At 55.6% G+C, this 23,975-nt stretch carries 20 protein-coding genes; 6 read left to right on the forward strand and 14 right to left on the reverse strand.

The features are described from left to right. Positions 1–178: 178 nt before the first annotated feature. From prfB to ACFFIY_RS09265, 9 genes are all read right to left on the reverse strand, one after another. A protein-coding gene (gene prfB, locus ACFFIY_RS09225) for a peptide chain release factor 2 (RefSeq protein ID WP_354199188.1) occupies positions 179–1,280 on the reverse strand; the annotation gives its coding sequence in 2 pieces (ribosomal slippage) (positions 179–1,207 and positions 1,209–1,280; 1,101 coding nt in all). A gap of 69 nt (positions 1,281–1,349) precedes the next feature. After that, positions 1,350–3,857, reverse strand: coding sequence for a preprotein translocase subunit SecA (gene secA, locus ACFFIY_RS09230; RefSeq protein WP_354199186.1), 2,508 nt, complete (start codon positions 3,855–3,857; stop codon positions 1,350–1,352). 362 nt (positions 3,858–4,219) lie between these two features. Next, positions 4,220–4,786: a ribosome hibernation-promoting factor, HPF/YfiA family gene (gene hpf, locus ACFFIY_RS09235; RefSeq protein ID WP_354199184.1), complete on the reverse strand. Its 567-nt coding sequence runs from the start codon at positions 4,784–4,786 to the stop codon at positions 4,220–4,222. A gap of 163 nt (positions 4,787–4,949) precedes the next feature. Next, entirely contained in the window at positions 4,950–5,579 is a 630-nt protein-coding gene (locus ACFFIY_RS09240) for a ComF family protein (RefSeq protein WP_354199182.1), read from the reverse strand. Beyond that, complete coding sequence (locus tag ACFFIY_RS09245; RefSeq protein ID WP_354199180.1) at positions 5,557–6,936, reverse strand: ATP-dependent helicase ComFA; 1,380 nt, start codon at positions 6,934–6,936, stop codon at positions 5,557–5,559. Before ACFFIY_RS09245 ends, ACFFIY_RS09240 begins: the two co-directional genes overlap by 23 nt. Before the next feature lie 96 nt (positions 6,937–7,032). Further along, a complete protein-coding gene (locus ACFFIY_RS09250; RefSeq protein WP_354199178.1) occupies positions 7,033–7,872 on the reverse strand; it encodes a fatty acid kinase binding subunit FakB in 840 nt (279 codons plus the stop codon). A 136-nt stretch (positions 7,873–8,008) separates the two neighbouring features. Then, positions 8,009–8,605, reverse strand: a complete 597-nt coding sequence (locus ACFFIY_RS09255) for a nuclear transport factor 2 family protein (protein ID WP_354199176.1) — start codon at positions 8,603–8,605, stop codon at positions 8,009–8,011. 133 nt (positions 8,606–8,738) lie between these two features. Then, the gene (locus ACFFIY_RS09260; RefSeq protein ID WP_354199174.1) at positions 8,739–9,413 is read right to left on the reverse strand and encodes a response regulator transcription factor; all 675 of its coding nucleotides are present in this window, start codon (positions 9,411–9,413) and stop codon (positions 8,739–8,741) included. A 23-nt stretch (positions 9,414–9,436) separates the two neighbouring features. Further along, the gene (locus ACFFIY_RS09265; protein ID WP_354199172.1) at positions 9,437–10,576 is read right to left on the reverse strand and encodes a sensor histidine kinase; all 1,140 of its coding nucleotides are present in this window, start codon (positions 10,574–10,576) and stop codon (positions 9,437–9,439) included. A 143-nt stretch (positions 10,577–10,719) separates the two neighbouring features. Between ACFFIY_RS09265 and ACFFIY_RS09270 the strand changes: the two genes are divergently transcribed. Next, positions 10,720–11,352 carry a YigZ family protein gene (locus tag ACFFIY_RS09270; RefSeq protein WP_354199170.1) on the forward strand — a complete coding sequence of 211 codons (633 nt, stop codon included), beginning with the start codon at positions 10,720–10,722 and terminating at the stop codon, positions 11,350–11,352. A gap of 152 nt (positions 11,353–11,504) precedes the next feature. Continuing rightward, positions 11,505–12,554 carry an LCP family protein gene (locus tag ACFFIY_RS09275; protein ID WP_354199168.1) on the forward strand — a complete coding sequence of 350 codons (1,050 nt, stop codon included), beginning with the start codon at positions 11,505–11,507 and terminating at the stop codon, positions 12,552–12,554. Positions 12,555–12,744: 190 nt separating this feature from the next. On the opposite strand, the gene ACFFIY_RS09280 is transcribed toward ACFFIY_RS09275, so the two are convergent. Together ACFFIY_RS09280 and ACFFIY_RS09285 are read right to left on the reverse strand one after the other, a co-directional pair. Then, positions 12,745–12,948: a hypothetical protein gene (locus tag ACFFIY_RS09280; protein ID WP_354199165.1), complete on the reverse strand. Its 204-nt coding sequence runs from the start codon at positions 12,946–12,948 to the stop codon at positions 12,745–12,747. 120 nt (positions 12,949–13,068) lie between these two features. Next, positions 13,069–14,109 (reverse strand): glycosyltransferase family 4 protein, encoded by a 1,041-nt coding sequence (locus tag ACFFIY_RS09285; protein ID WP_354199163.1) that lies wholly within the window; start codon positions 14,107–14,109, stop codon positions 13,069–13,071. A 277-nt stretch (positions 14,110–14,386) separates the two neighbouring features. On the opposite strand from ACFFIY_RS09285, the gene secA2 reads away from it, so the two are divergent. From secA2 to ACFFIY_RS09300, 3 genes are all read left to right on the forward strand, one after another. Further along, positions 14,387–16,747, forward strand: coding sequence for an accessory Sec system translocase SecA2 (gene secA2, locus ACFFIY_RS09290; protein WP_354199161.1), 2,361 nt, complete (start codon positions 14,387–14,389; stop codon positions 16,745–16,747). Then, complete coding sequence (locus ACFFIY_RS09295; RefSeq protein WP_354199159.1) at positions 16,744–17,637, forward strand: accessory Sec system S-layer assembly protein; 894 nt, start codon at positions 16,744–16,746, stop codon at positions 17,635–17,637. Before secA2 ends, ACFFIY_RS09295 begins: the two co-directional genes overlap by 4 nt. Before the next feature lie 116 nt (positions 17,638–17,753). Beyond that, positions 17,754–18,509, forward strand: coding sequence for a hypothetical protein (locus ACFFIY_RS09300; protein ID WP_354199157.1), 756 nt, complete (start codon positions 17,754–17,756; stop codon positions 18,507–18,509). Between the two features lie 66 nt (positions 18,510–18,575). Here ACFFIY_RS09300 and ACFFIY_RS09305 read toward each other — a convergent pair whose 3' ends face one another. The 3 genes from ACFFIY_RS09305 to ACFFIY_RS09315 all read right to left on the reverse strand — a co-directional run bounded on the left by ACFFIY_RS09305 (position 18,576) and on the right by ACFFIY_RS09315 (position 22,182). Continuing rightward, on the reverse strand, positions 18,576–19,322 hold the full coding sequence (locus ACFFIY_RS09305; RefSeq protein WP_376837245.1) for a glucosamine-6-phosphate deaminase: 747 nt from the start codon (positions 19,320–19,322) through the stop codon (positions 18,576–18,578). A 41-nt stretch (positions 19,323–19,363) separates the two neighbouring features. Continuing rightward, positions 19,364–20,677 carry an NAD-dependent malic enzyme gene (locus ACFFIY_RS09310; RefSeq protein WP_354199153.1) on the reverse strand — a complete coding sequence of 438 codons (1,314 nt, stop codon included), beginning with the start codon at positions 20,675–20,677 and terminating at the stop codon, positions 19,364–19,366. A 92-nt stretch (positions 20,678–20,769) separates the two neighbouring features. Then, positions 20,770–22,182 carry an alanine/glycine:cation symporter family protein gene (locus ACFFIY_RS09315; RefSeq protein ID WP_354199151.1) on the reverse strand — a complete coding sequence of 471 codons (1,413 nt, stop codon included), beginning with the start codon at positions 22,180–22,182 and terminating at the stop codon, positions 20,770–20,772. Between the two features lie 320 nt (positions 22,183–22,502). On the opposite strand from ACFFIY_RS09315, the gene ACFFIY_RS09320 reads away from it, so the two are divergent. Beyond that, entirely contained in the window at positions 22,503–23,837 is a 1,335-nt protein-coding gene (locus tag ACFFIY_RS09320; protein ID WP_354199149.1) for an O-antigen ligase family protein, read from the forward strand. The last annotated feature ends 138 nt before the right edge of the window (positions 23,838–23,975 follow it).

Consider the following 23,975-nt stretch of genomic DNA (forward strand, 5'->3'; position numbering starts at 1 on the left):
AAGTTTGCGTGCCTTTTTTATTTAGAGGTATTGTACCTATACCCCAACTAACATTGTAGAGCCAAAAAGATGACCCCGGCCCAATACCGGAATCATCTCATCGCTTCATAAGCAGGTTTTTTATTAAATTGTCCGTTTTATAGGGTTCGGTTCATTGGGCACCCCTTTATTTCTTTGTTCAGGAAAGTTTTGACCGCAGGAACGCATTGATGAACAAGTCGATGTCCCCGTCCATGACGTTCTGAACATTTCCGGTTTCCGCGTCGGTCCGGTGATCCTTGACCATCGAATACGGATGGAACACGTAAGAGCGGATCTGGCTTCCCCAGCCGATTTCTTTTTGTTCGCCGCGGATTTCAAGGAGTTCTTTTTCCTGCTCCTCGATCTTCAGCTGATACAGCTTGGACTTCAGCAGGGTCATCGCCTGTTCGCGGTTTTTGATCTGCGAACGCTCCGACTGGCAGGTGACCACCGTGTTGGTCGGCAGGTGGGTGATCCGGACGGCGGAGTCCGTCGTGTTGACGTGCTGCCCGCCGGCGCCGCTGGACCGGTATGTGTCGATCTTCAGGTCTTCTGACCGGATGTCGAGTTCGATTTCATTGTCGAATTCCGGCATGACTTCACAAGAAACGAACGACGTATGACGGCGGCCCGAAGAGTCGAACGGCGAAATCCGGACAAGCCGGTGGACGCCTTTCTCCGCTTTCAGGTAGCCGTACGCGTTGTGCCCGCGGATGGCGATCGTGACGGACTTGACGCCCGCCTCGTCCCCTGCCAGGTAATCGAGCGTCTCGACCTTGAAACCGCGCTTTTCACCCCATCGGGTGTACATGCGCAGGAGCATTGAAGCCCAGTCCTGGGATTCCGTGCCGCCCGCTCCGGCATGGAGTTCGAGGATCGCGTTGTTTTTGTCATATGGCTCGCTCAGGAGAAGCTGGAGCTCGAAGTCCGCCAGTTCACTGTTGAACCCGGCCAGTTCCTCTCCGAGTTCTTCGTGGAGATCCGGGTCATCTTCCTCCCGGAGCAGCTCGAGGGTCATTTCGAGATTCTCCTGCGTGTCGGCCAATTTTTTGTATTCATTGACGATGTCCTTCAGTCCGTTCGCTTCGGAAATGACTTTCTGGGCTTCGTCCTGATTGTCCCAAAATCCCGGTTCGAGCATCCGCTCGTCGAGTTCCTGGATCCGTGCCTCTTTGTTTTCTAAGTCAAAGAGACCCCCTGAAGTCCGCCAGTTTCCCGGCTGTTTTGTCGAGCGTGTTGCGTACTTCTGCTAGTTCGATCATCAAATCGTCCTCCTTGGATTCGGTGCTCTCCAGTTTATCCGGCGCACCCGTTCATTGCCCCGGCGGTCAGGCCGTCCCGTGGCAGTTCTTGAATTTCTTTCCGCTGCCGCACGGGCAAGGGTCATTGCGGCCGACCGTCGTTTTCCTCCGGACCGGCTTTTTCTTCACTTCGCCGCCTTCTTCTTTCGGGTTGACGGCTTCCCCTTTTGCGACTTCCTCGCGCTCGAGGTTATGGCGGATCTCCGCCTTCATCGCATATTTTGCCACGTCGTCGCGGATGGAATCGACCATCTCTTCAAAGGCCGTAAATCCTTCGTTCTGGTATTCGCGGAGCGGATCGGTCTGTCCGTATGCACGCAGGTGGATCCCCTGTCGAAGCTGGTCCATCATGTCGATGTGGTCGATCCACTTTGTGTCGATTGAGCGGAGCAGGACGACTTTCTCGAATTCGCGCATCCGTTCAGGCGTCATTTCCTCTTCTTTTTCATCATACCGCTTCCGGACCGCTTCAGAAACCATTTCTGTGATTTCTTCCTGTGATTTGCCTTTGAAGTCCTCTGCCGTGAATGTCCCTTCCGGCAGGAGATTGGCGACCAGGAAGTCCTCAAGTCCCCTGAGGTTCCATTTTCCCGGATCCTCGTCTGCAGTATAGGATGGCACGGTGCGGGTGATAACATCCCCGATCATCGATTCGACAAGCGCGCGCATGTCGTCCGTGTCGAGCACTTCGTTCCGTTCTTTGTAGATGATCTCCCGCTGCTGGCGGAGGACGTCATCATACTGGAGAAGCCGTTTCCGGGCATCAAAGTTATTGCCTTCCACGCGTTTTTGTGCAGATTCGACGGCGCGGGAAACCATTCTCGACTGGATCGGCTGGGAATCGTCCATGCCGAGCTTTGACATCATGCCCTTCATGCTTTCCGATCCGAACCGGCGCATCAGTTCATCTTCAAGCGAAAGATAGAACTGGGTCACCCCGGGATCACCCTGACGTCCGGAACGGCCGCGGAGCTGATTGTCGATCCGGCGGGATTCATGGCGCTCGGTGCCGATGACGGCCAGGCCGCCGAGTTCGCGGACACCTTCCGCCAGCTTGATGTCGGTACCGCGGCCCGCCATGTTCGTGGCGATCGTGACGGCGCCCTTTGTGCCGGCGTCCGTGATGATTTCCGCCTCGCGCTCATGGTTTTTTGCGTTCAGGACATTGTGCGGGACGCCGAACTTCTTCAGGTAGTCGGAAATGATCTCCGATGTCTCGATCGCGACGGTGCCGACGAGGACCGGCTGGCCTTTCTCGTGCCGTTCCTTGATGTCCTGCGCGACCGCCTTGAACTTCCCTTCCATCGACGCATAGATCAGATCAGCCCGGTCGTCCCGGACAATCGGCCGGTTCGTCGGGATGACGATGACATTCATATTGTAGATGTTGCGGAATTCCTCTTCCTCGGTTTTCGCCGTACCGGTCATCCCGGACAGCTTGTCGTACATCCGGAAGAAGTTCTGGAACGTGATCGTCGCCATCGTCATGGATTCGTTCTGGATCTCCAGGCCTTCCTTCGCCTCGATCGCCTGGTGGAGGCCGTCGCTGTAACGGCGGCCCTTCATGAGACGTCCGGTGAACGAGTCGACGATGACCACTTTGCCGTCTTCAACCACATAGTCGACGTCCAGGTGCATGCTCGCATGCGCCTTGAGCGACTGGTTGATCGCATGGTTGAGGCGGACATGCGTCAGATCGAACAGGTTGCTGATCGAGAATGCCTTTTCCGCTTTCTCGATCCCCGACTCGGTCAGGGCCACGCCTTTCGTCTGCTCGTCGTACGTGTAATCCTCTTCCTTGCGCAGCGTGCGGACAAATGCATTTGTCTGGATATAGAGCATCGCGCTCTTCTCGGCCTGCCCGGAAATGATGAGCGGCGTCCGCGCTTCGTCGATCAGGATGGAGTCGACTTCGTCAATCACCGCAAAATGGAGCGGCCGCTGAACCCGTTCTTCTTTATAAAGCACCATATTGTCGCGGAGGTAGTCGAAGCCGAGCTCATTGTTCGTGCTGTATGTGACATCGGCCAAGTACGCCTCGCGCTTTTCTTCCTTTGTCATGCTGTTCAGGTTGAGGCCCACGGTCAGACCGAGGAACTTGTAGATCTGTCCCATTTCGGAGGCATCCCGGCTGGCCAGGTATTCGTTGACCGTCACGACATGGGCACCCTTGCCGTCAAGGGCATTCAGGTAAATCGCCATCGTCGAGGTGAGCGTCTTCCCCTCACCGGTCTTCATCTCTGCGATGTTGCCGTCATGAAGGGCGGCCGCACCGATGATCTGGACGCGGAACGGATACATGCCGGTCACGCGGCGCGCTGCTTCCCGGACGACCGCGAATGCTTCGGGCTGGATCCGGTCAAGCGACTCTCCGTCGGCGATGCGATTGCGGAACTCGTCCGTCTTCGCCTGGAGCTCGGCATCAGAAAGCTTTTCCATGTCAGAGGCAAACGCCTCCACGGCATCTGCCGTCTTTTCAAGTCTCTTCAAGTCCCGCTTGGTCGGGTCAAACAATTTATTTAAAGCACCTAGCATGTCTTCACTTCCTCACTGGTATCCATACTATTTTAACATCGCCCCCCCTTCACTGCAAACGATGCAAAATCAAGAGATTTCCTTTTGTTGGAGAGATGAGGTCGCATGCGGAGAACGACTCGGGCCCTTATCCGTACGACTCACGCCTGGAAGAATCAACCTGTACGACTCGACGCCTGATCCGTACGGTTCACCCTCCGATCCGTACGACTCGGGCCCTTATCCGTACGACTCGCCCCACTGCGACCCTTACGCCGATATTCCATCCCATACTCCGATTCCACCCCTTCTCCCATCCCTTTGTCTGTTCTTCATCAGACAAAAACAGCCTGCCGTGTTGGCAGGCTGCTACTTTTCGGGTTTTATTCGGCTTCGGTTTCGATGAGGCCGTATTTGCCGTCTTTCCGCTTATAGACGATGTTCGTGCCGTTGGATTCGGCGTCGGTGAAGATGTAGAACGAGTGGCCGAGCATGTTCATCTGGAGGATGGCCTCTTCCTGGTCCATCGGTTTCAGGTTGAACTGCTTCGTGCGGACGACATCGAACTCGCTTTCCGTATCGCTCTCGGTCGTTGCGCTGCTTTCTTCGCTGAACGTGTTGAAGTAGGAGGCCACCCCTTCACGTTCTCGGAATTTCCGGTTGACTCTCGTCTTATATTTGCGGATCTGCCGTTCCAGTTTATCGGTGATCAGGTCGACGGCCGCATACATATCGGAGTTCCGTTCTTCTGCCCGTAGGGTGAGGTTCTTCATCGGGATCGTCACTTCGACCTTTGTCTGTCTGTCGTTGTAGACCTTGAGGTTGACGTGGGCCGTGGCATTCACTTCATCCGTGAAGTAACGCTCCAGTTTCTGGATCTTTTTCTCCACGTATTCCCGGATTGCCGGTGTGACCTCAATGTTCTCCCCGCGAATGTTGAAATCCAGCATATGAACTCCTCCTTTGAGATCTAACTCTATTGTTTCATTTCTTCATGTTCCCTTGAAAACCCTTTAAAAAACACGGCACTTTGCAACTTTTGTCGTAATTGCGCAATCCGGCAACCTTCGCTGCCCGCCGGATGCTCGAACCCATTCCCTGCGGCCGGCGGCATCAGGCCCGGATCAGCGTCACGGCCGTGACCCGGTCGGCTCCGGCCTGTTTCAGGACCGCGGCCGCATGGTGGAGCGTGGTACCCGTCGTGTAAAGGTCATCCACGAGAACATATTCTCCCGGCGCTTTCTGTATTCCCGTGCGCAGGCGAAAAAGCAGATCCAAAGCCATCCGCTCCTGACGGTTCATCTTTCCGAGCGTGACGGAAGCCGTTTTTTCAAGCATCTCCACATGCGGAATGCGCGCCTGGCGCAAAAGTTCCTCCACATGCGGAAAGGTCCTCTCCTTCAAGCGGTCCGGGTGCACCGGAATCGCCACCGCCCGGCCGCCCGATTTGCTGACCGCATCCGCCAGCTCCCCGCTGAATACCCTCGCCAGTGCCGCGTCTCTCAAGAATTTATACTGATGAAGGAACTGCTTCATCGGTTCATTGTAGGCAAAGAGCGCCCGGGCACCGTCCAGCGCCCCTTCATACGGCGTCCCTTTCCATTCCGCAAGCGGCGGCTGCCCGTTCGGAGCCTCGAAACCCGATCTGCACGGAGCACAGACAACCGGGCGGCTTCTGGCCGAAAACAGTCCAGTCCAGGAGGCCGCCGTTCTTGCAGGCTCATTGCAAAGAAGGCAATTCAACCGGTTGTTCCCCTCCTCTGTTCAGCCGTCTGATTTCACGCACCGCCTCGTCCATTTCGGGGGTGATGCCATGATGAAACAGAACAATGTCCCCGTCCGGCCAGTCGGCGCTCCTTCCCACCCGGCCGCCTATTTGAATGATGGCAGCCCGGTCAAACACCCCATTTTCCGCGCCGACGACCGCTGCCTGGAGATTCGCGATCGTGATTCCCCGCTCCAGGATCGTCGTGGTCAGCAAGCCCGGGACTTCTCCGCTGCGAAGTGCCAGCACCTGTTCACGCCTGTCCGCGCTTGACGCATGAACCGCTCCGATCCGGCCGTCCAGTTCCCGGAACAGCGGCAGGCTCTTTTCCATCAGCCCGACGGACGGAAAGAAAATGAGGAACGGCTCACCGGCCGCCATCCGGGCTTCTGTCCACTCCCTGAGCCTTGCCGGCAGTTTCCCGGATTCCAGCCGGCGACGGTAATTCCACAGAGGCCGGAATCGCGGAACCGGAAGCGGATGGCCATGGAATCTGCGCCGAATGACGGACCGGCCGCCGTTTTCGGTTGCGGACAGAACCGCTGCGGACGGAGTGGCCGTCACGAAAGCCGTCACACCGCCCGGCTTCAATGCTTTTTTCACGGCATTTCCGAGCGTCCGGTCGTATGAAAATGGAAACGCATCGGCTTCATCAACAAAGATTGCATCGAACGCGTGGCGGAACCGGTAGAGCTGGTGGGTGGTGGAAATGACGAGCGGTGCGAAGCCTTCTCCGTGCCCTGACCCGCCGTAAAGGCCGTGGATGACCACACCGCCGAATGCCTGTCTGAACCTCGGCAACAGCTCCAAAACGACATCGGTTCTCGGGGTGGCGATGCACACCCGCTTTCCCTCCGCCAGCAGCCTGTGCACAGGACCAAAAAGGATTTCCGTCTTGCCGGCCCCGCACACCGCGTGCAGCAGATGCGGCTTTCCTTCCCGCAGGCTCCCGGTCATCTCCTGAGCGGCGCTTTCCTGTGCGGGCGTGAGTGTTCCCGTCCATTTAAGCTCGGGGGCCGGATCTCCGGCCCGCTCCGGACCTTTCCAGTAGACAAGCTCGTCACATGACGCCACCCTGCCCATGCGGATGCAGTGCCGGCAGTAATGACAGCGGTTTTCGCAACGCCGGCAGTCAAATGAATAAAAGGACCGGGAATCCGCCGACAGGCACCTGTTGCAAAGAAAACGGTCCGTCAAAAAGCGGCGCTCCGTCACCAGCAGGCCCGGCAATATGCCGATATGGCCGGCCTTGATCTGCCCGGCGACGACTTCCTCATGAAACGGCAGAAACTCCTTCAGCCAAAGCCTCCCCTGCAAAAAATCACGGACGGGCACACAGACTGATGCATCAATCGCCCTTCACCCTCCCTTCAATTTAATTAACTTTTCTGAACCAGATACTTTAGAAAAAAAGCGACCATTTGATCACGGTCACTTTTTCACCCATCCGAGTCCCATCGAGCCTTCCCCGAGGTGCGTTCCAATCACGGGACCGAAGTAGCTGGTCACGAACTCCACTTCCGGAAACTTCTCCTGCAGGGATGCCTTCCAGGCTTCCGCCTCTTCCGGGCGATTCGCATGGATGACGGCTGCTTCAAGAGCTCCGTTGGCAGCGGCCGCCTCGCCGAGCAATTGCTCGATCCGGGCCATCGCTTTTTTCCGCGTGCGGATCTTCTCAAACGGGACGATCACCTTATCCTTGAAGTGCAGGAGCGGCTTCACCTGAAGCAGTCCGCCGATGAGCGCCTGCGCACTGGACAGACGTCCGCCGCGCTGGAGATGGGACAGATCGTCCACCATAAAAAAAGCGTCCATCGTCTCTTGCATCCGGGCCAGCTCATCCATGATTTCTTCCGGACCTGCTCCCGAGCGGGCCATCTTCGCCGCACGGATAGCGTAGAACCCCTGCATCATGCAGGAGATTTCCGAGTCAAAAACCCGCACGTCGATGTTGTCCGCCATATCTCCCGCCTGCACGGCGGATGCGAAGGTCCCGCTGATTCCGCTGGAAAGGGTGATCACGATCACCGCTCCGAACCCTTCCTCCGCCAGCCGGCTGTAACATTCTGCGAACTTCCCGACCGGAGGCTGTGAAGTCTTGGGGAGTTCGCCGCCGACCATCTTGTAAAAGCGGCCGGCCGTGAGCTCTGATTCTTCTTCATATGTCTCGCCTTCAATCGTCACGCTGAGCGGGATCATCCGGATGCCCAGATCTTCCCGGAGCGTTGCCGGAATGTAGGCGGTGCTGTCGGTCACAATGGCCGTTTTCATTCTATCAACCTCCGTCTGTCCATCATACTAAATTACCGGGCAAATAGGAATCAGAAACAGGAAAGGCCGGCGGAGGCGTGAAATGCGCTCTCCATCCGGCCAATTTCCTATATTTTCGTCAGCTGCCCCGAATCAATCAGGCCGCATCTCCGATGTAGTAGATTTCTTTCACTTTCCATATCCCGTCCACCTTTGCCAGAACGGTGACCTGGCGGCCTTTTTCTGTGCGTGCTTCCTCGGAGGATTTGGACGTCATCGTCGTCGTCATGTTCGAGAACAGCTGGGCTTCGCCGTCCTTATAGGAGACGATTGTTTCATTTTCAGCGGAACGGTCGACGTCATAGGCGGCAAACAGTTCCTGCATCGCCTTTTTCTCTTCCTCCACGTCAAAGCCGTCTTCACCTTCCGCAAGCACTGCAGAATAGCCGTCCGGATCTTCGTTGTTGAACGTTTCCATGTACTTGCCGAACGTCTCCAGAATGGCCGCCTTTTCCGATTCCGGAACATTTGCCGCCTCTTCGATGTTGCCGTCGGTCATGCCAAAGCCGATGCCTTCCCCGTCTTCTTCCGGCCCGGCGCCGTCTTCCACGCCATGGCCGATTGCCGAGTTTTCACCGGTCGGGGCAGTCCCGTCATCGGTCGTATTTTGATTGTCTCCGTCACCGCCGCCGCAAGCTCCAAGGAACAGCGCCGCGAGCAGGGCCGGAATCATGATCTTCAGCTTCATATTCATCTGTCGTTCCCTCCCGTGTCAGTGTGCCATATACCGGGACGTTTCTGCAACGGATTGGTTCGCCCGGCCCGGCGGGAATTCCGCCGTTCGGACATGAAAAAAGCCTGCCGCAGCAGACTTTTGTTTATCCGGATCAGCGTACTTCCACCCAGCCTTTTTTAATGGCATTGACGACGGCCTGTGTCCGGTCATTCACTCCCATTTTTTGGAGGATGCTGGACACATGGTTCTTGACTGTTTTTTCCGAGATGTAAAGCGAATCGCCGATCGAGCGGTTGCTCTGTCCGTCCGTCAGCAGCTGCAGGACCTCGCATTCGCGCTTTGTGAGGAGGTGGAACGGACGGCGGATTTCCGTCTGGTGGAACGATCCGACCGCTTCCTTGTCGCTGAGTCGGCGGAACTCCGAGACCAGGTTCCGGGTGACCTTCGGATGCAGGTAGGACCCGCCCGCCGCCACGACCTTGATCGCCTGGACGATTGCATCCGCGTCCATTTCTTTCAGCATATAGCCGAGCGCCCCCGTCTTCATCGCATGGGTCACGTAAGATTCGTCGTCATGAATGGAGAGGATGATGATTTTCGCATCCGGATGGGCCGCAATCAGCTCGGATGTCGCCTCGATTCCGCTCTTGCCGGGCATATTGATGTCCATCAGCACCACGTCCGGTTTGTATTCCTCGTAGAGTCCGAGCACTTCGTCGCCGTCGGAACCTTCCGCGACAACGTTGAACGTCTCTTCAAAGTCCAGGATCCGCTTGACCCCTTCACGGAATAATTGGTGATCGTCGATAATAATGATGTTCGTCATCCCGAATTCCCCCTGATCGTAGTTTACTTATTGATTGACTGCGCATGAGGCAGGATCAGAATCACTTCCGTTCCTTTTCCCGCCGCTGATCGGATGTCCATTTCTCCCCTAAGCAGGGCAACCCGTTCATACATTCCCTGAATGCCGAATGCCGTCTCGGATCTGTCTTCCGGATCAAAACCGCGTCCGTCGTCCGTGACCGTCGCACGAATAATATCCTTGCATGTTTCAACATGGACATCGATCGTCCGGGCCCCGCTGTGTTTGACCGCGTTTGTCACCGCTTCCTGGACAAGCCGGAAGACCGCCACTTCGACGCCCGGATTTGGACGGACCGAGATGCCCTCGGATTTAAAGTTGAAGCGGATCCCTTCATGGTAGTCGGCCGTCCGCTCGAGATATTTCCTGAGTGCCGGGATCAGCCCGAAATCATCAAGAACCATCGGCCTGAGATCGTGGATGATTCTCCGCACTTCAGAAAGCGTGTTGCGTGCGAGCTCTTTTGTAAAGCCGAGCTGCTCCAGACCGGGATCCATGCCTTTGTCCTGGAACACCCGCTCCACGAGCCCGAGCTGCATGACGAGATTGGCCATCATCTGCGCCGGGCCGTCGTGGATTTCGCGTGCGAGCCGCTTCCGTTCTTCTTCCTGTGCTTCGATCACGCGCATGCTCATATTCTTTCGCAGCTTTGCGGTTTCAAGGGCCGGCCCGACATCCCTCAACTCGGAGGCCAGATATTTCATCACGACATTGACGTGGCTGGCCAGCTGGTCCGACCTGCGGATCGATTCCTCATATGTATGAATGCGATTTTCTATCTGCGCCTTCACCGACTCAAGCTGACGGAGTCTCGTGCTGTTGAGCATGAATTCCATTTGGACTTCATGCGCCGAATCATATGTTTCGCGCACTTCTTCCTTTGTATAGTCGGAAAAGAACATCGAGACATGCTGAAGTTTTTCGCGAGCGGCGACTGATGCCATTTGAAGGCGTTCGCCCTCGATTATTGCCCGGGAAATCTCGTCATCGGTTTTCCGCAGTTCTTCCCGCAGATCCGACAACTGACGGCGGCTTTCTTCATTAATTATAAAAATATCATTCTTGGATTCATTCACCGACCGGACCATCGAATTAAAGATGGAATCCAGTGCATGAATATCCACCCTGTCGACAGGCATTGTCCATCTTCCTTTCCGTTCGGCTCCTCAAATCAGGCATTTGAGTTTAAACTGTGTTTATTATAGCATTACAAAGATGAAAATATATTAAAAATACATTACATCCACCACCCAAAGGGGGATTTTCCATGCGAGACGATTACCGGACGGTGAAAGAACGCGGTGAAGCGGAAATCATCATCAAGAAGTCCCGCTTCATTTCAAGTGTGTGCCGGGCAGAAACGGAAGAAGAAGCGATGGACTTCATTGCGGAAGTCAAAAAAGCCCATCATTCCGCCACCCACAACTGCTCCGCCTACATGATCGGGGAACATGACCAGATCCAAAAAGCGAACGATGACGGCGAGCCGAGCGGAACGGCGGGCGTGCCGATGCTCGACGTGCTGAAAAAGCAGAAGCTGAAAGACACCGTCGTCGTGGTGACCCGCTACTTCGGCGGCATCAAACTGGGAGGTGGAGGGCTGATCCGCGCTTACGGCAGCGCCGTGTCCGAAGTGCTCAGTTCGACGGGTGTCGTCGAGCGGCGCCTGCACCATCTCATGAAAGTGACAGTAGATTACACATGGCTCGGAAAAGTCGAAAACGAGGTGAGGCTGTCGCCTTACCCGCTTGACTCGATGGACTACCTGGACGAAGTTTCGCTATTTATTTTCGTGCCCGCTGCGGAAGAAGACACATTCCGCGAGTGGATGACCAACCTGACGAACGGGCAGGCTGAAATCTCCTGTGACCGCTCCGAATTCCTCGAGTTCGACATTTAAATTATTTTTTCTGTTTTACGTTGGATGGCCAAGGTAGTATAATGAGTAGGATTGCGGTTAAACGGGAATAAGAAACCTGATCGAAGGCGCTGCGTCCTATTGTGAGGAGCAAGGCCGGAACAGGCCCGGACCCGTACCGAAGGAGCGTAAACATGAAGAGAACAGACTATCGGAAGAAGAGGCAGACCGCCAAGAGGAAGACAGTCCTGAAGGTGTCCATGATTCTCTCCCTCTCCATCGTTTTGTTTGTCGCAGCTTATGGAGTCTTCTTGATGAAGAAAGCCGAGCAGGCGGCGGACGGCGCGTTCGAATCAGTAGACCGCGAAAAATCTGACTTGCGGGCAGAAAAGGTAAAGCCGCTCACCCATGACGTGTCCGTGCTGTTCATCGGCGTCGACGGCACAGAAACCCGCGGGGAAAGCATGGAAAAGAGCCGCTCCGACGCGCTCGTCCTCGCCACCCTCAACAAAGATGACAAAACCGTCAAACTGGTGAGCATCCCCCGGGACTCGCTCGTCTATATCGACAAGGTCGGCTATAAAGATAAAATCACCCACGCCCATGCATTCGACGGCACGCGCGGTTCGATCGACGCAGTCGAGGAACTTCTCGACATCCCGGTCGACTACTATGTGGAAATGAACTTCCATGCGTTCATTGACGTGGTGGATGCACTCGGCGGCATCGAAGCCGAAGTTCCGTATGAGCGCCTCGAGAAAGACGAATTTGACAACTATACAATCCAGCTGGAGCCAGGATTCCAAAAGTTGGATGGACAACATGCGCTCGCACTTGCCCGCACCCGAAAGCTCGACAGTGACGTGGAACGCGGCAAACGCCAGCAAATGATCATGGAAGCGATCGTCGACAAAGCCACCAACGTGACCTCGATTTCAAAATATGCCGATGTCATCGATGCACTCGGCAAAAACATGAAAACGAACATGACCTTCGAGGATATGAAATCCTTCCTCGGTTATGTGAAAGACGGCAAGCCGAAGATGGACATGCTCAACCTGGAAGGGAAAGACGACATGTCCACCGGAATTTACTACTGGATCCTCGATGAGCAGAATCTGCAGGACGTCCAAGACATCCTCAAAAGCCATCTCGGCCTGAAGCCGGACACGTCCAACATGTCCGACGCATCAGGAGCAGGAACCAGCAACCATGAATACGCGACAGATAGTCCATCTCAATAAGGATTGACCGGAAAAGACACCCCCGCTAGGATATGCGGGGGTGTCTTTGTGGGTTTTGCATGGAGCGTGATCTTTATCTTTGGGAACGTTATCTTTATCGGGCGAAGCGTTATCTTTATTCAGAGGAACGTTATCTTTATCGGGCGAAGCATTATCTTTATTCAAAGCAGCACTCTCTTGATGAGTTGGATCATCCTGCTTCATCCCGGGAAGCATTTTCTCCATCGGTTGAGGCGTTATCTTTATCCCGGGGAATGTTATCTTTATCGGGCGAAGCGTTATCTTTATCCCGGGGAACGTTATCTCTATCGGGCGAAGCGTTATCTATATTCAAAGCAGCACTCTCTTGATGAGTTGAATCACCTAGCTTCATCCCGGGGAGCATTTTCTCCATCGGTTGAGGCGTTATCTTTATCCACCCTTGCATCCTCTCCGGCTTCACCTGATCCCTCCCCTCACCCCAAAAAATAACCCGACGCTCCGTTCAGCCGGAGGGCGGGTTATTTCGATGCTGCTATTTTTTGGTCCGCACCAGGTTGAGGAGCGGCTTGTAGTTGTTGCCGGCAAGGCCGATGGCTTCAACAAAAAGTTCGATGGCGAGGAGCAGGATGCCGATGATGAGGATGGCGCCCCAAATGGTGGCCTGCGAAAACAGGATGGCCGCCAAGCCGAACAATGCGGCGATCGCGTAGATGATCAGCACTGACTGCCGATGCGAGAAGCCGGCTTTCAGCAGGCAGTGGTGAAGATGCGATTTGTCGGGCGCCGAAATCGGCTGTTTCATCCGGATGCGCCGGACGATGGCGAAGAACGTATCGGACAGCGGCACACCGAGAATGATAATCGGGATGATCAGCGAGATCATTGTGACGTTCTTGAACCCTGTGAGCGCCAGGACGGCGATCATGAATCCGAGGAACAGCGAGCCGACATCTCCCATGAAAATCTTCGCCGGGTGGAAGTTGAACACAAGGAATCCGGCGCATGATGCCGCAAGGATGGCGGCGACCGCGACGACGAACAGATTGTCCATGAATGATGCCATGACGGCAAGCGTGATGAGCGCAATCGTCGAGACGCCCGCTGCCAGACCGTCCAGCCCGTCGATCAGGTTGATGGCGTTCGTGACACCGACGATCCAGAGCAGCGTGAGCGGAATGCTCAGGTAGCCAAAGTCGATCTGGCCGCCGAACGGCAGGTTGATGAAATCGATGTCCAGTCCGCCGTAGAACACGACGATGCCCGCCGCAAGCAGCTGGCCGGCCATCTTCGCCTTGGCGCTCAGTTCCATGAGATCGTCGAGCAGGCCGATCAACACAATGATCGAAGCGCCGATCAGGATGGCCGTGGCGTATTCGCTTTCCGGCCTCAGGATGAAGTAGCCGACCAGGAATGCGCCATAAATTGCCAGTCCGCCCATCCTCGGCATGATGCGCTGGTGCACTTTTCTATGGTTTGGCCGGTCGACGGCACCGAGGCGGACCGCCAGCCATTTGACTATCGGTGTAAGCAGGATCGCCGCGACAAACGCGACAATCATCGTCAGGAAAGTCATGTCGTTCCTCCTACTAATATTGCAATGATCAATTTTTTATTTTGTACAGTCTCTCTTTTTGGTCACCTGTATTATAGCATGATTGAGTGAACAACACACGCCGACACGCAAAATTGCCCGCTCACTCATACCATTCCCCAACAGACGGCCGTGAAACAGCTCTAAATATTGGACGCGCGAATCCGCAAGAAGTTTCGGCACAAGTAGTCATTTAGGGTGCTTTTTGATAAAATGAGATAGCGTCCGAGAACGGACTTCATCAAAGGAGAGTCATTCAATGCTATCCATTTTCAAGAAAACTGCGGGTACAACACCCCGGCAGCTGAAAAAATATACGAAAATCACCGATCGCATCAATGCGCTGGAAGAAAAATATGAAAAAATGAAAGACGATGAACTCGCCGCCATGACGGACGAGTTCCGCAGCCGGCTGCAGGACGGTGCCAAATTGCAGGACCTCGTTCCTGACGCATTCGCAGTTGTCCGGGAAGCCTCCAAGCGTGTGCTCGGCATGCGCCACTTCGATGTACAGCTCATCGGCGGCCTCGTCATGACGGAAGGCAATATCGCCGAGATGGCAACCGGTGAGGGAAAGACGCTCGTCGCCTCTCTCCCCTCCTACGTCCAGGCGCTCAGCGGTGAAGGCGTCCACGTCATCACGGTCAACGACTATCTTGCACGCCGTGACTTCGAACAGATCGGCCAGATCCATCAGTTCCTCGGCCTGACCACCGGGCTCAACGTACCGATGATGGATCCCCAGGAAAAGCAGAAAGCCTATCAGGCGGATATTACATACGGTGTCGGGACGGAGTTCGGGTTTGATTACCTCCGGGATAACCTGGTCTCCCACCCGTCCCAGAAAGTGCAGCGGCCGTACCATTTTGCAATCATCGATGAAGTCGACAGCGTGCTCATCGATGAAGCGAAGACGCCGCTCATCATTGCCGGCAAGATGCCGCCTGCCGCGGAGCTGCACCACATCGCCGCGCTGCTCATGAAGCGCTTTGAACAGGACCGCGACTATGAATTCGATCCGGAGACGAAGGCCGTTTCCCTTACGGATGAAGGAATCGATAAAGTGGAAAAGGCGTTCGGCGTCGACAATCTTTATGAAGCCGACCATCAGACGCTCTACCATTATGTGATCCAGGCCGTCCGGGCACATGTCATCTTTAAGCGCGACGTCGATTACATCGTGAACGACAAAGGCGAAATCGCGCTCGTGGACATGTTCACCGGCCGGATCATGGAAGGGCGTACGCTTTCCGACGGTCTTCATCAGGCGATCGAGGCGAAGGAAGGCGTCGAAATCACCGATGAAAACAAGGCGCAGTCCCAGATCACCATCCAAAACTACTTCCGGATGTATCCGGGCCTCTGCGGTATGACCGGCACCGCAAAAACCCAGGAGCAGGAATTCCGCAGCGTCTACGGCATGCAGGTCGTTCAAGTGCCGACGAACCGGCCGAAGCAGCGCATCGACCAGCCGGACCTTGTTTATCTGACGATCGCGGACAAATACGAGGCGGTTGCGCGCGAAGTCAAAGAGCGCCATGAAAAAGGTCAGCCGGTGCTCGTCGGGACGACTTCGATCCTCCAGTCGGAAGCCGTCGCCGAGTACCTTGAAAAACACCGGCTCCCATTCCACCTGCTGAATGCAAAATCCGTCGAGCAGGAGATCCAGCTCATCGAAGATGCCGGCCAGTACGGGACGATCACGGTCGCGACGAACATGGCCGGCCGGGGCACGGACATCCGGCTCGGCGACAAAGTTGCGGAGGCGGGCGGACTGTTTGTCATCGGGACCGAAAAGCACGAAAGCCGCCGGATCGACAACCAGCTGCGCGGCCGCTCCGGGCGCCAGGGCGATCCCGGGGAAAGCCGGTTCTTCCTCTCGCTTGAAGATGAAATGTTCCGCCGCTTCGCAAGAGAAGAAGCGGAAAAAGCGATTGCCGCAGCCCAGACCGACGACACCGGCCTCGTCCTGAATAAAAACATCGACGAACTGACCGAGCGCACACAGCGCATCGTTGAAGGCGTCCACTTCTCCCAGCGGGAATACAATCTGAAGCTCGATGACGTGATCAATGACCAGCGCGGCGTCGTCTTCTCCTTCCGAAACAAGGTGCTGGAAATGGACTCGCTGGAAGAGACGGTCGACGGACTCGTCGATGATACGGTATCCTTCGAAATGGAGGAATTTGCACCGGGCTCGGGGTCTGCAGACGAATGGGACCTTGAAGGGCTCGGGCGCTCCCTCGCGTCCATCCTGCCGGAAGTACCGGAATTCGACCCCGAACTTTCCCGTCAGAAAGACGTCCGGGGGGTGCTGGAAGAGCCGATCCGTTCTTTCGAAGAAGAAATCGGTCAGGCGATGCAATCCGGGCAGTTCCGTGAAATCGTGCAGGGCCTCATCCTGAGCCGCGTCGATTCGATGTGGGTCCGTCATCTCGAGTCGATGACGCGGATGAAGGAAGGCATCGGACTGCGCCGCTATCAGCAGGAAGACCCGATGAGGATCTACCAGCGTGAAGGCCTGGAACTGTTCGGCAAGCACTACCAGGAAATGAGGAAGTTCATCTTGAACGACCTCATCAATGTGATGAAGCAACTTAAGGAGGCGGAACAACAATGAACTTTTTCTCCATGTTTAAAAAGACTGATAAAAAAGGGGCCGACAGCACGGTCTCTTCCGAAGAACTGACCGAGGGCGTCCAGGCGGCAGGCGGCGATGAACTCATCGATACCGCGCTCAGCCTCCATCCCGAGTGGCAGGTGCCCCAGGAGCAGGAATACGTGTTCCGTTTCCTGGCCAACGAGCTGGAGCCGCTCAAGCCCAACCAGCTGTCCCTCGCCGGCATCGACATCGACGAGGACGAACGGAACGGCCAGTGGCTCGTCAAAGCGTTCTTCCGCTCCTCGGTTCCCCAGCCGGTCCAGATGGGCCCCGTTGAACTGCTGCTTGTGACGAAAGACGGCAAGCTTGCCGCCTCCAAGGAATTCGACATGCAGGAACTCGGCGAACTGGAACCGGAAACCGCGCGCCCCTGGGTGTTCGTCTTTGACAAGCAGGACCAGTTCCTGCAGGAAAAGCCGGAAGAAGGCTGGACGCTCAACTTCAACGTCCAGTCACTCGCCCCGCACCGTCTTGAACTCAAGCCGGAATGGGAAAACAGCCTCGACGAAGAACAGAAACAGGCACTCGGTGAGTTGGTCAAGTCCCTGCCGGCGCTTCGTCCGCGCGAGCTGAACATGACCGGATTCCAGGCGCGTCCCCAGGATGACGGCGGCATGGCGATCGCCCTCCTGATCCGCAACGGGTATTCCCGCAAGATCAATCTCGAGCAGCTTCCGCTTGAAGTCGTGGACGCTGCGGGAGACGTCATCTGCAAAGGAACCTTCACGCTGCCGCCTCTCGAGGTTTCGGCCAACACCACCACCCCGTGGACGTTCGTCTTCCCGAAAGAAGTCGTCCAGAAACAGAACCCTGACTTGTCCCGATGGACGGCACGGGTTCCTCAATAACACCTACACAGTCCCCGCCGGCGATCGGTGCGGGGCTTTTTTATTCGCCCCGAACGGCCGTTTAGTTCCCCCGCACCAGGGGAATCAAATAGTAAATACACGAAGGAGGCTTCACGATGGACAAAGACTCCGGATTTTTTGATAAAGCAAAAGATACCCTGGGCAAAGTGGCGGGGAAAGCGATGGACAAAGTGAACGAATGGGCGGATGAGGTGGAAAGCCAGAAAGAGGACGGCGGGCATGAAACTCAAAATCCCGGCCAGAACACCGCCCAGCGCTCCGGCCAGACGGGGAACCAAAGCGGCAGCGGTGAGGAGGCCCGGGCAGACGGCCGTCCCGGCGCCCAGGCCGGCGAAGGGCGACCGAGGGCCGCAGGCGAGTTTGAATACAATGAGCGCGGGACCCGTGGCGAAAACCGGATGGCCGAATTCGGCGGCATTCCGACTGCCGACACAGGGACGGACAAGCGGGCGGACGCCAAGCCGTCTTCGGACCTGTTCGGAGTGACACCGGACACGAGAAAGCCGGTTCCTCCGAATCAGTTCGCCGGCCAGGCCGAACTCGAAGGCGTGTCCAGCGGAAAGTCGCGCTCCGCCCGGTATGAAGAACAAGAACCGGTCGAGGACTTTACGGATGAGACAGACTCTGCAATCAGCCGCACAAGGGAGACCGGAGACGTTCCGCAGGGCAACAGCACGAACGTGGCCTACGGGGATCCGGTCGGCCGCTACGACGGACATGAAGAGGATCTGCTGAGCGATGAAGAAAGACAGTCCCGGTATGAAGAACAGGGACCGGTGCGGGACTTCCTCGATGAAGATCCCCAAGACCCGCCCCAGCCGTTCGGCGACGCGGGACACAGACCTTATTGACAGCCGGTCAAACAGAAAAGCCGCCATGCGGGATCCACGGATCCTGCATGGCGGCTTTTAGTCGTTTCAATCGGTGATGCCTTCCAGGTCGGTGACAATCGTCACGTCCGGATGGCTGAGGAGCGCGGTGATCGGATAGTCCGTCGTCGCCTCCCCTTTTAAGAGCTGCTCGAGCGCAAAGCGTTTTTTCTCGCCGAATGCCAGCAAAATGATTTTCTTGGAAGAAAGGATGGAAGCGATGCCCATCGTAAGAGCGGTGTTCGGAATCGCCGACTCATCTTCAAAGTACTGGCTGTTGACGCCGAGCGTGGAATCTGTGAGCTCGGTCAGATGGGTCGTGGAACTGAACGGCGTGCCCGGCTCGTTGAACGCGATGTGCCCATTCTCTCCGACGCCGAGAAACTGGAGGTCGATTTCCGCATCGCGGAGAAGCGCTTCGTATTCGTCGCATTCCGCCGTGAGGTCGTCTGCAGTTCCGTCCGGAATGTAGGTCTCCTTGAACGGTTTGTGGCTGAACAGATGATGGTTCATGAACCAGGCATAGCTGTTCGGATTGTCCGCAGACAACCCGACGTATTCGTCGAGGTTGAAGGAAGTCACGTCCGTGAAGTCCAGATCAGACTTCGCCCATGCTTCATAGATCGGAATCATCGTGCTGCCGGTTGCAAGCCCGAGGACACGCAGACCGCCTTCCAGCTCTTGCCGCATTCTTTCCAACACAACCGTTGCCGCATCTTCCTTGCCGCCAACTTTTACATACCGCACATTTTGCATTACTTTCTCACTCCTTCTCGGTGTCTCTGACGCCATCATGTTACAGAATTCCGTCTCCCTGCTCAATACCCGTCCGGATATTACTGTTCGTTGCCGGCGACCCGTTCGACCGCTTCGGTCACATTCGTGTGTACATTCGGGTCAAGCGGGTGCGGCACGAGGTCTCCGGGCTTCGTGCTGTCGACGATCGCTTCCGCGGCTGCGAGCAGCATCGGATATGTGATCGCCTTGGCACGCGCGTTCAGCGCTCCGCGGAAAATGCCCGGGAAGCCGAGGACGTTGTTGACAAGCTTGCCGTCCGCCGCAAACGCCGCGCCGGCTGCAAGCGCCTCTTCCGGATCGATCTCCGGATACGGGTTCGACAGCGCCAGGATGATCTGCCCTTCGCGGACCATTTCCTTCTTGATCAGGCCCTGCACGCCCGTCGTGGCCACGACGATGTCGCTTTTCTCCATCAGTTCTTCGATCGAGCCGAGTACCGTGCCGCCGCTCTCGCGCAGCCGCTCCTGGGCATCTTCATTCAAGTCGGATCCGTACATCGCTTCCACGCCGTATTCCATGAGCATCTTGCAGATCGCTAGACCGGCGGCGCCGAGCCCGATCTGGCCGACCTTCGCCTTCGCCAGGTCCACACCGGCAGTCCGGCAGGCGGACAGGATCGCGGCGAGCGTCACGACCGCCGTGCCGTGCTGGTCATCGTGCATGACCGGGATGTCGAGCTCATTTTTCAGCCGCTCCTCGATTTCAAAGCAATGCGGGGAACCGATGTCCTCGAGGAGAATGCCGCCGTAGGCCTGGTGGATGTGCTTGACCGTTTCTACGACCGCATCAGGGTCGCTCGTGTCGAGCAGGATCGGCACGCCGCTGATGCCGACGAACTGGTCAAACAGGACGGCCTTCCCTTCCATGACCGGCATGCCGGCGACCGGACCGATGTTGCCCAGTCCGAGGATCGCGGTGCCGTCCGTCACGATGGCGACCGTATTTCCGATGCTCGTGAAGTAGTCGGCCTGTTCCGGGTCCTGGTGGATGATCTCGCAAATGTTCGCGACACCCGGGGTATAAACGCGGCGCAGGTCCCCGAGCGAACGGACCGGACGGCGGCTCGACATATGAATCTTGCCGCCTTCATGGGCCTTCATGACATCATCCGAGATGGCATGGACGATGATCCCGTCCCCGATTTCCCGGATCTTGTCGACGACGCGCTCAAGGTGTTCGATGTTCTCGAACTGGACGGTGATGTCCCGGACGGTCGTATGCGTCCCGATTTTCAGCGTCTCGATGTCGCCGATGTCGCCGTCTTCCGCCCCGATCACCGAAGCGACTTTGGCAAAGTTGCCCGGCTTTTGTGGGATTTCTACAATCAGATTGCGCAAAATACTATATTCCATGGATAAATTCCCTCCTGCGGTCTACTATCAGCGTTCATTATTGTACTACTTTGCAAGCATGACCGTAAACAGAAGTTGTCCGACCTCATACGTCATTTTTCCCGGCGGACGCCGTCTTCCCAGCATTCCGCTCCCCTCAGGCCCGGAACAGCGGATGCCCGGAATTCGGGATTGAGCCCTTTCCTCCGCTGTTCCGAAAAATCATCGAGCACTTTGAACGCCACTTTTCCGAGCAGGAAGATGACGACAAGGTTGATGACCGCCATCAGGCCCATGAACAGATCCGCCATGTCCCAGACGAGCTGAACCTGTGCGAGCGAGCCAAACATGACCATGGCGAGCACACCGATCCGGTAAACCGTGAGCCAGGCGGGATGGGCATGGATGAATTCAATGTTGGATTCACCATAATAGTAATTGCCGATGATCGAGCTGAACGCGAAGAAGAAAATCGCGACTGCGATAAAGTAAGGCGCCCACGTCCCGACGAGTTCGGAAAGGGAAGCCTGCGTGAGGATGATGCCTTCTTGTTCCGTAGAGCTGTAGACCCCCGCCAGGATGATCATGAAGGCGGTTGCGGAACAGATGATGATCGTATCGAAAAACACGCCCAGGCTCTGGACGAGTCCCTGCTTGGCCGGATGGGAAACACTTGCCGTCGCAGCCGCGTTCGGCACGCTCCCCATACCCGCTTCGTTCGAGAAGAGTCCGCGCCGGACCCCCTGCATGATGGCCGCGCCGACCGCTCCGCCGGCCGCTTCCCGGAGGCCGAACGCATTTTCGAAGATGAGCATGAACATGCCCGGAACTTCTTTGATGTTCAGGACAAGCACGATCAAAGTCACGGCCAGATAAAGGATGGCCATGATCGGAACGAGGAACTGGGTGACGCTTGCAATCCTCTTCACCCCGCCGAAAATGACGGTCGCGGCAAGTGCGATGAGCACAAGGCCGACCGCCCAGTCAGGAATTGAAAAGACGCTGCTGAACGACTCCTTGATCGTATTTGCCTGGACCGCATTGAAGATGAAGCCGAAGCAAAGCGTCAGAAGAATGGCAAAAACAATGCCGAGCCCCCGCTGGCCGAGTGCCTTCTGCATGTAATAAGCCGGCCCTCCGCGGAAGGTGTCGCCGTCTTGTACTTTGTAAACTTGCGCAAGCGTGCTTTCCACGAACGCCGTCGCCATCCCGACAAGTGCGACGACCCACATCCAGAACACCGCACCCGGCCCGCCGATTCCGATGGCGAGCGCCACGCCGGTCACATTCCCGGTGCCGACACGTGAGGCGGCACTGATTGTAAAAGCCTGGAACGGGGAAATGCCGTCTTTGTCGTCCCGTTTTTCCGTGAGGAGCCGGAACATTTCGCCGAAAAGGCGGAATTGGACAAACTTCGTCCGGATTGTGAACCAGACGCCGAGCCCGAGCAGAACATAAATAAGGACATACGACCATAAAAGGTCATTGCCGTGCCCGACAATCCATTCTAACGCATTTTGGAACATCCCTCATTTTCCCCTTTCAGTATGTATTCGCCGCTGATTGCCGGCATTCTCTCTTCCTTTCCCTACTTTGAAGGGAAGCAAGCATGTGTGCAAGGGGATTTTGGAGTGTTTTCTGCCGGTTTCCACAGGCATGGCGGTGGAGATGCATGTCATTTTTTGTCTGGTACAGCCGAACGGTAAAAAGTGGACTCTATTCTATTGGAACAAATCACTGTCGAAAGGCGTCTGAATCAATAATAAACTTGACGCTAATGGGTTGATAGAGTAACCTTTTCTTGATTTGTAATTAATCGAGCGTCTCAATCAGTGATAGTCGAGGAGTGTGCAGTTTGAAAGAGAAGATATGGCTTTATTTTATTTTATTACAGCCAATATTGGATTTGGTAACAAGCCTGATGATCAACAAGACCGGCTCCTCCCTCTCCTTGGGAATCTTGGTCAGAGTCATCTTCCTGGCTTATGTCATCTATTTTGTACTCAGACATTTCATCACAAATAAACAATGGAAACCACTTATCGGAATCGGCGCGTTGGGCCTTTATTTCCTGATCGGGCTTTTGATCAACTTCTTTCTCAAAGACCCATTCAGCATCGGCGCGGAAATCACTTTCCTGACGAAGACAATCTATCCGATCTTCCTGTTCATCGCTTTCTACATAATCTTCAAAGAGAATTTCCTTGGCCGTGACCGGCTTTTGAAGGTACTGACCATCAACGCCATTGTCGTTTCCGCCATCATCATTCTCCCGACCGTCTTTGGAATCTCGTTTGAATCCTATAATAGTTCGTTCGCTGGATCGATCGGCTGGTTCAATGCCGCCAACGAAACAGGCGCCATTCTCGTCATCTTGTTTGCATTTACTGTTTTGTTCTACCTGAAAAGCCGCACATGGGATCCGGCGGCCATCATCGCCATCGTCGGAATGACCATTTCGGTTTATCTGATCGGAACAAAAGTGGCCACCGGCTCATTCCTCATGATCGCCCTCTGTACGGCGCTTCTGTTTATGCTGAAAAAGAACTGGATGAAGTCGGTTGTCATTCTCGTCGCCCTGGCCGGGACGCTTTACGGAATCACCCAGTCCCCTGTTGCCCAGAATGCCAAGGTTGTGGAGGAGCAAAACCAGATCCGCCAAGACATGTACAAAGAAAAAGAAAAGCATTTCACCGCAGACATCATCGAGCAGATCAACATGTATCAGGAATACCGCAAAATGAGTAATCCGATGCTGACGCAAGTTCTGTCTTCAAGGGACTTGTTCTTCCTGATGCACTATGACTTCTTCAAGGAAGCCCATCCGCTCCGCAAGGCTTTCGGCATGGGATATTCCTCCGAATATGAAAAAGAAGCCAAAATGGTTGAAATGGACTACTTTGATTTTGTCTTCTCGTATGGTCTGATCTTGGGCCTTGCCCTCACTGTGGCGATGATCTTCTTCATCTTTAAAGCCATTAAAACGGCCATCACCGAACTGTTCAGGAAAAACCGGGATGACCGGAAGATCCTCATCGCCTTCAGCAGCCTGCTCGTCCTCGGAGTCTCATTCATTGCCGGACACATCTGGTTTGCGCCGGCCGTCAGCCTGTACTTCATGATTCTGCTCGCCATGATGTACAACCAAGACCCTGCCGAAAGGAAACAGACCGTGCAGTGAAAATAAAAGCTGTAAGAGGAAAAGCACCCGCCAGTTGGCCGGGTGCTTTTTGGTTGAAAGCCGGTCTCTCTTTTTTTGGCTCTACAATGTTAGTTGGGGTATAGGTACAATACCTCTAAATAAAAAAGGCACGCAAAC

The sequence above is a fragment of the Bhargavaea ullalensis genome (assembly GCF_042432615.1).
GTDB classification, from domain to species: domain Bacteria; phylum Bacillota; class Bacilli; order Bacillales_A; family Planococcaceae; genus Bhargavaea; species Bhargavaea ullalensis.

Bases quoted from the DNA above. Each gene is read 5' to 3' on its own strand.
- ACFFIY_RS09300 (WP_354199157.1), top strand. From the start codon at position 17,754: ATGGACAAAGACTCCGGATTTTTTGATAAAGCAAAAGATACCCTGGGC.
- ACFFIY_RS09295 (WP_354199159.1), top strand. From the start codon at position 16,744: ATGAACTTTTTCTCCATGTTTAAAAAGACTGATAAAAAAGGGGCCGAC.
- ACFFIY_RS09310 (WP_354199153.1), bottom strand. From the start codon at position 20,677: ATGGAATATAGTATTTTGCGCAATCTGATTGTAGAAATCCCACAAAAG.
- ACFFIY_RS09250 (WP_354199178.1), bottom strand. From the start codon at position 7,872: ATGAAAACGGCCATTGTGACCGACAGCACCGCCTACATTCCGGCAACG.
- ACFFIY_RS09270 (WP_354199170.1), top strand. From the start codon at position 10,720: ATGCGAGACGATTACCGGACGGTGAAAGAACGCGGTGAAGCGGAAATC.
- secA (WP_354199186.1), bottom strand. From the start codon at position 3,857: ATGCTAGGTGCTTTAAATAAATTGTTTGACCCGACCAAGCGGGACTTG.
- secA2 (WP_354199161.1), top strand. From the start codon at position 14,387: ATGCTATCCATTTTCAAGAAAACTGCGGGTACAACACCCCGGCAGCTG.
- ACFFIY_RS09305 (WP_376837245.1), bottom strand. From the start codon at position 19,322: ATGATGGCGTCAGAGACACCGAGAAGGAGTGAGAAAGTAATGCAAAAT.
- ACFFIY_RS09260 (WP_354199174.1), bottom strand. From the start codon at position 9,413: ATGACGAACATCATTATTATCGACGATCACCAATTATTCCGTGAAGGG.
- ACFFIY_RS09275 (WP_354199168.1), top strand. From the start codon at position 11,505: ATGAAGAGAACAGACTATCGGAAGAAGAGGCAGACCGCCAAGAGGAAG.
- ACFFIY_RS09255 (WP_354199176.1), bottom strand. From the start codon at position 8,605: ATGAATATGAAGCTGAAGATCATGATTCCGGCCCTGCTCGCGGCGCTG.
- ACFFIY_RS09280 (WP_354199165.1), bottom strand. From the start codon at position 12,948: ATGGAGAAAATGCTCCCCGGGATGAAGCTAGGTGATTCAACTCATCAA.
- ACFFIY_RS09285 (WP_354199163.1), bottom strand. From the start codon at position 14,109: ATGACTTTCCTGACGATGATTGTCGCGTTTGTCGCGGCGATCCTGCTT.
- ACFFIY_RS09315 (WP_354199151.1), bottom strand. From the start codon at position 22,182: ATGTTCCAAAATGCGTTAGAATGGATTGTCGGGCACGGCAATGACCTT.
- hpf (WP_354199184.1), bottom strand. From the start codon at position 4,786: ATGCTGGATTTCAACATTCGCGGGGAGAACATTGAGGTCACACCGGCA.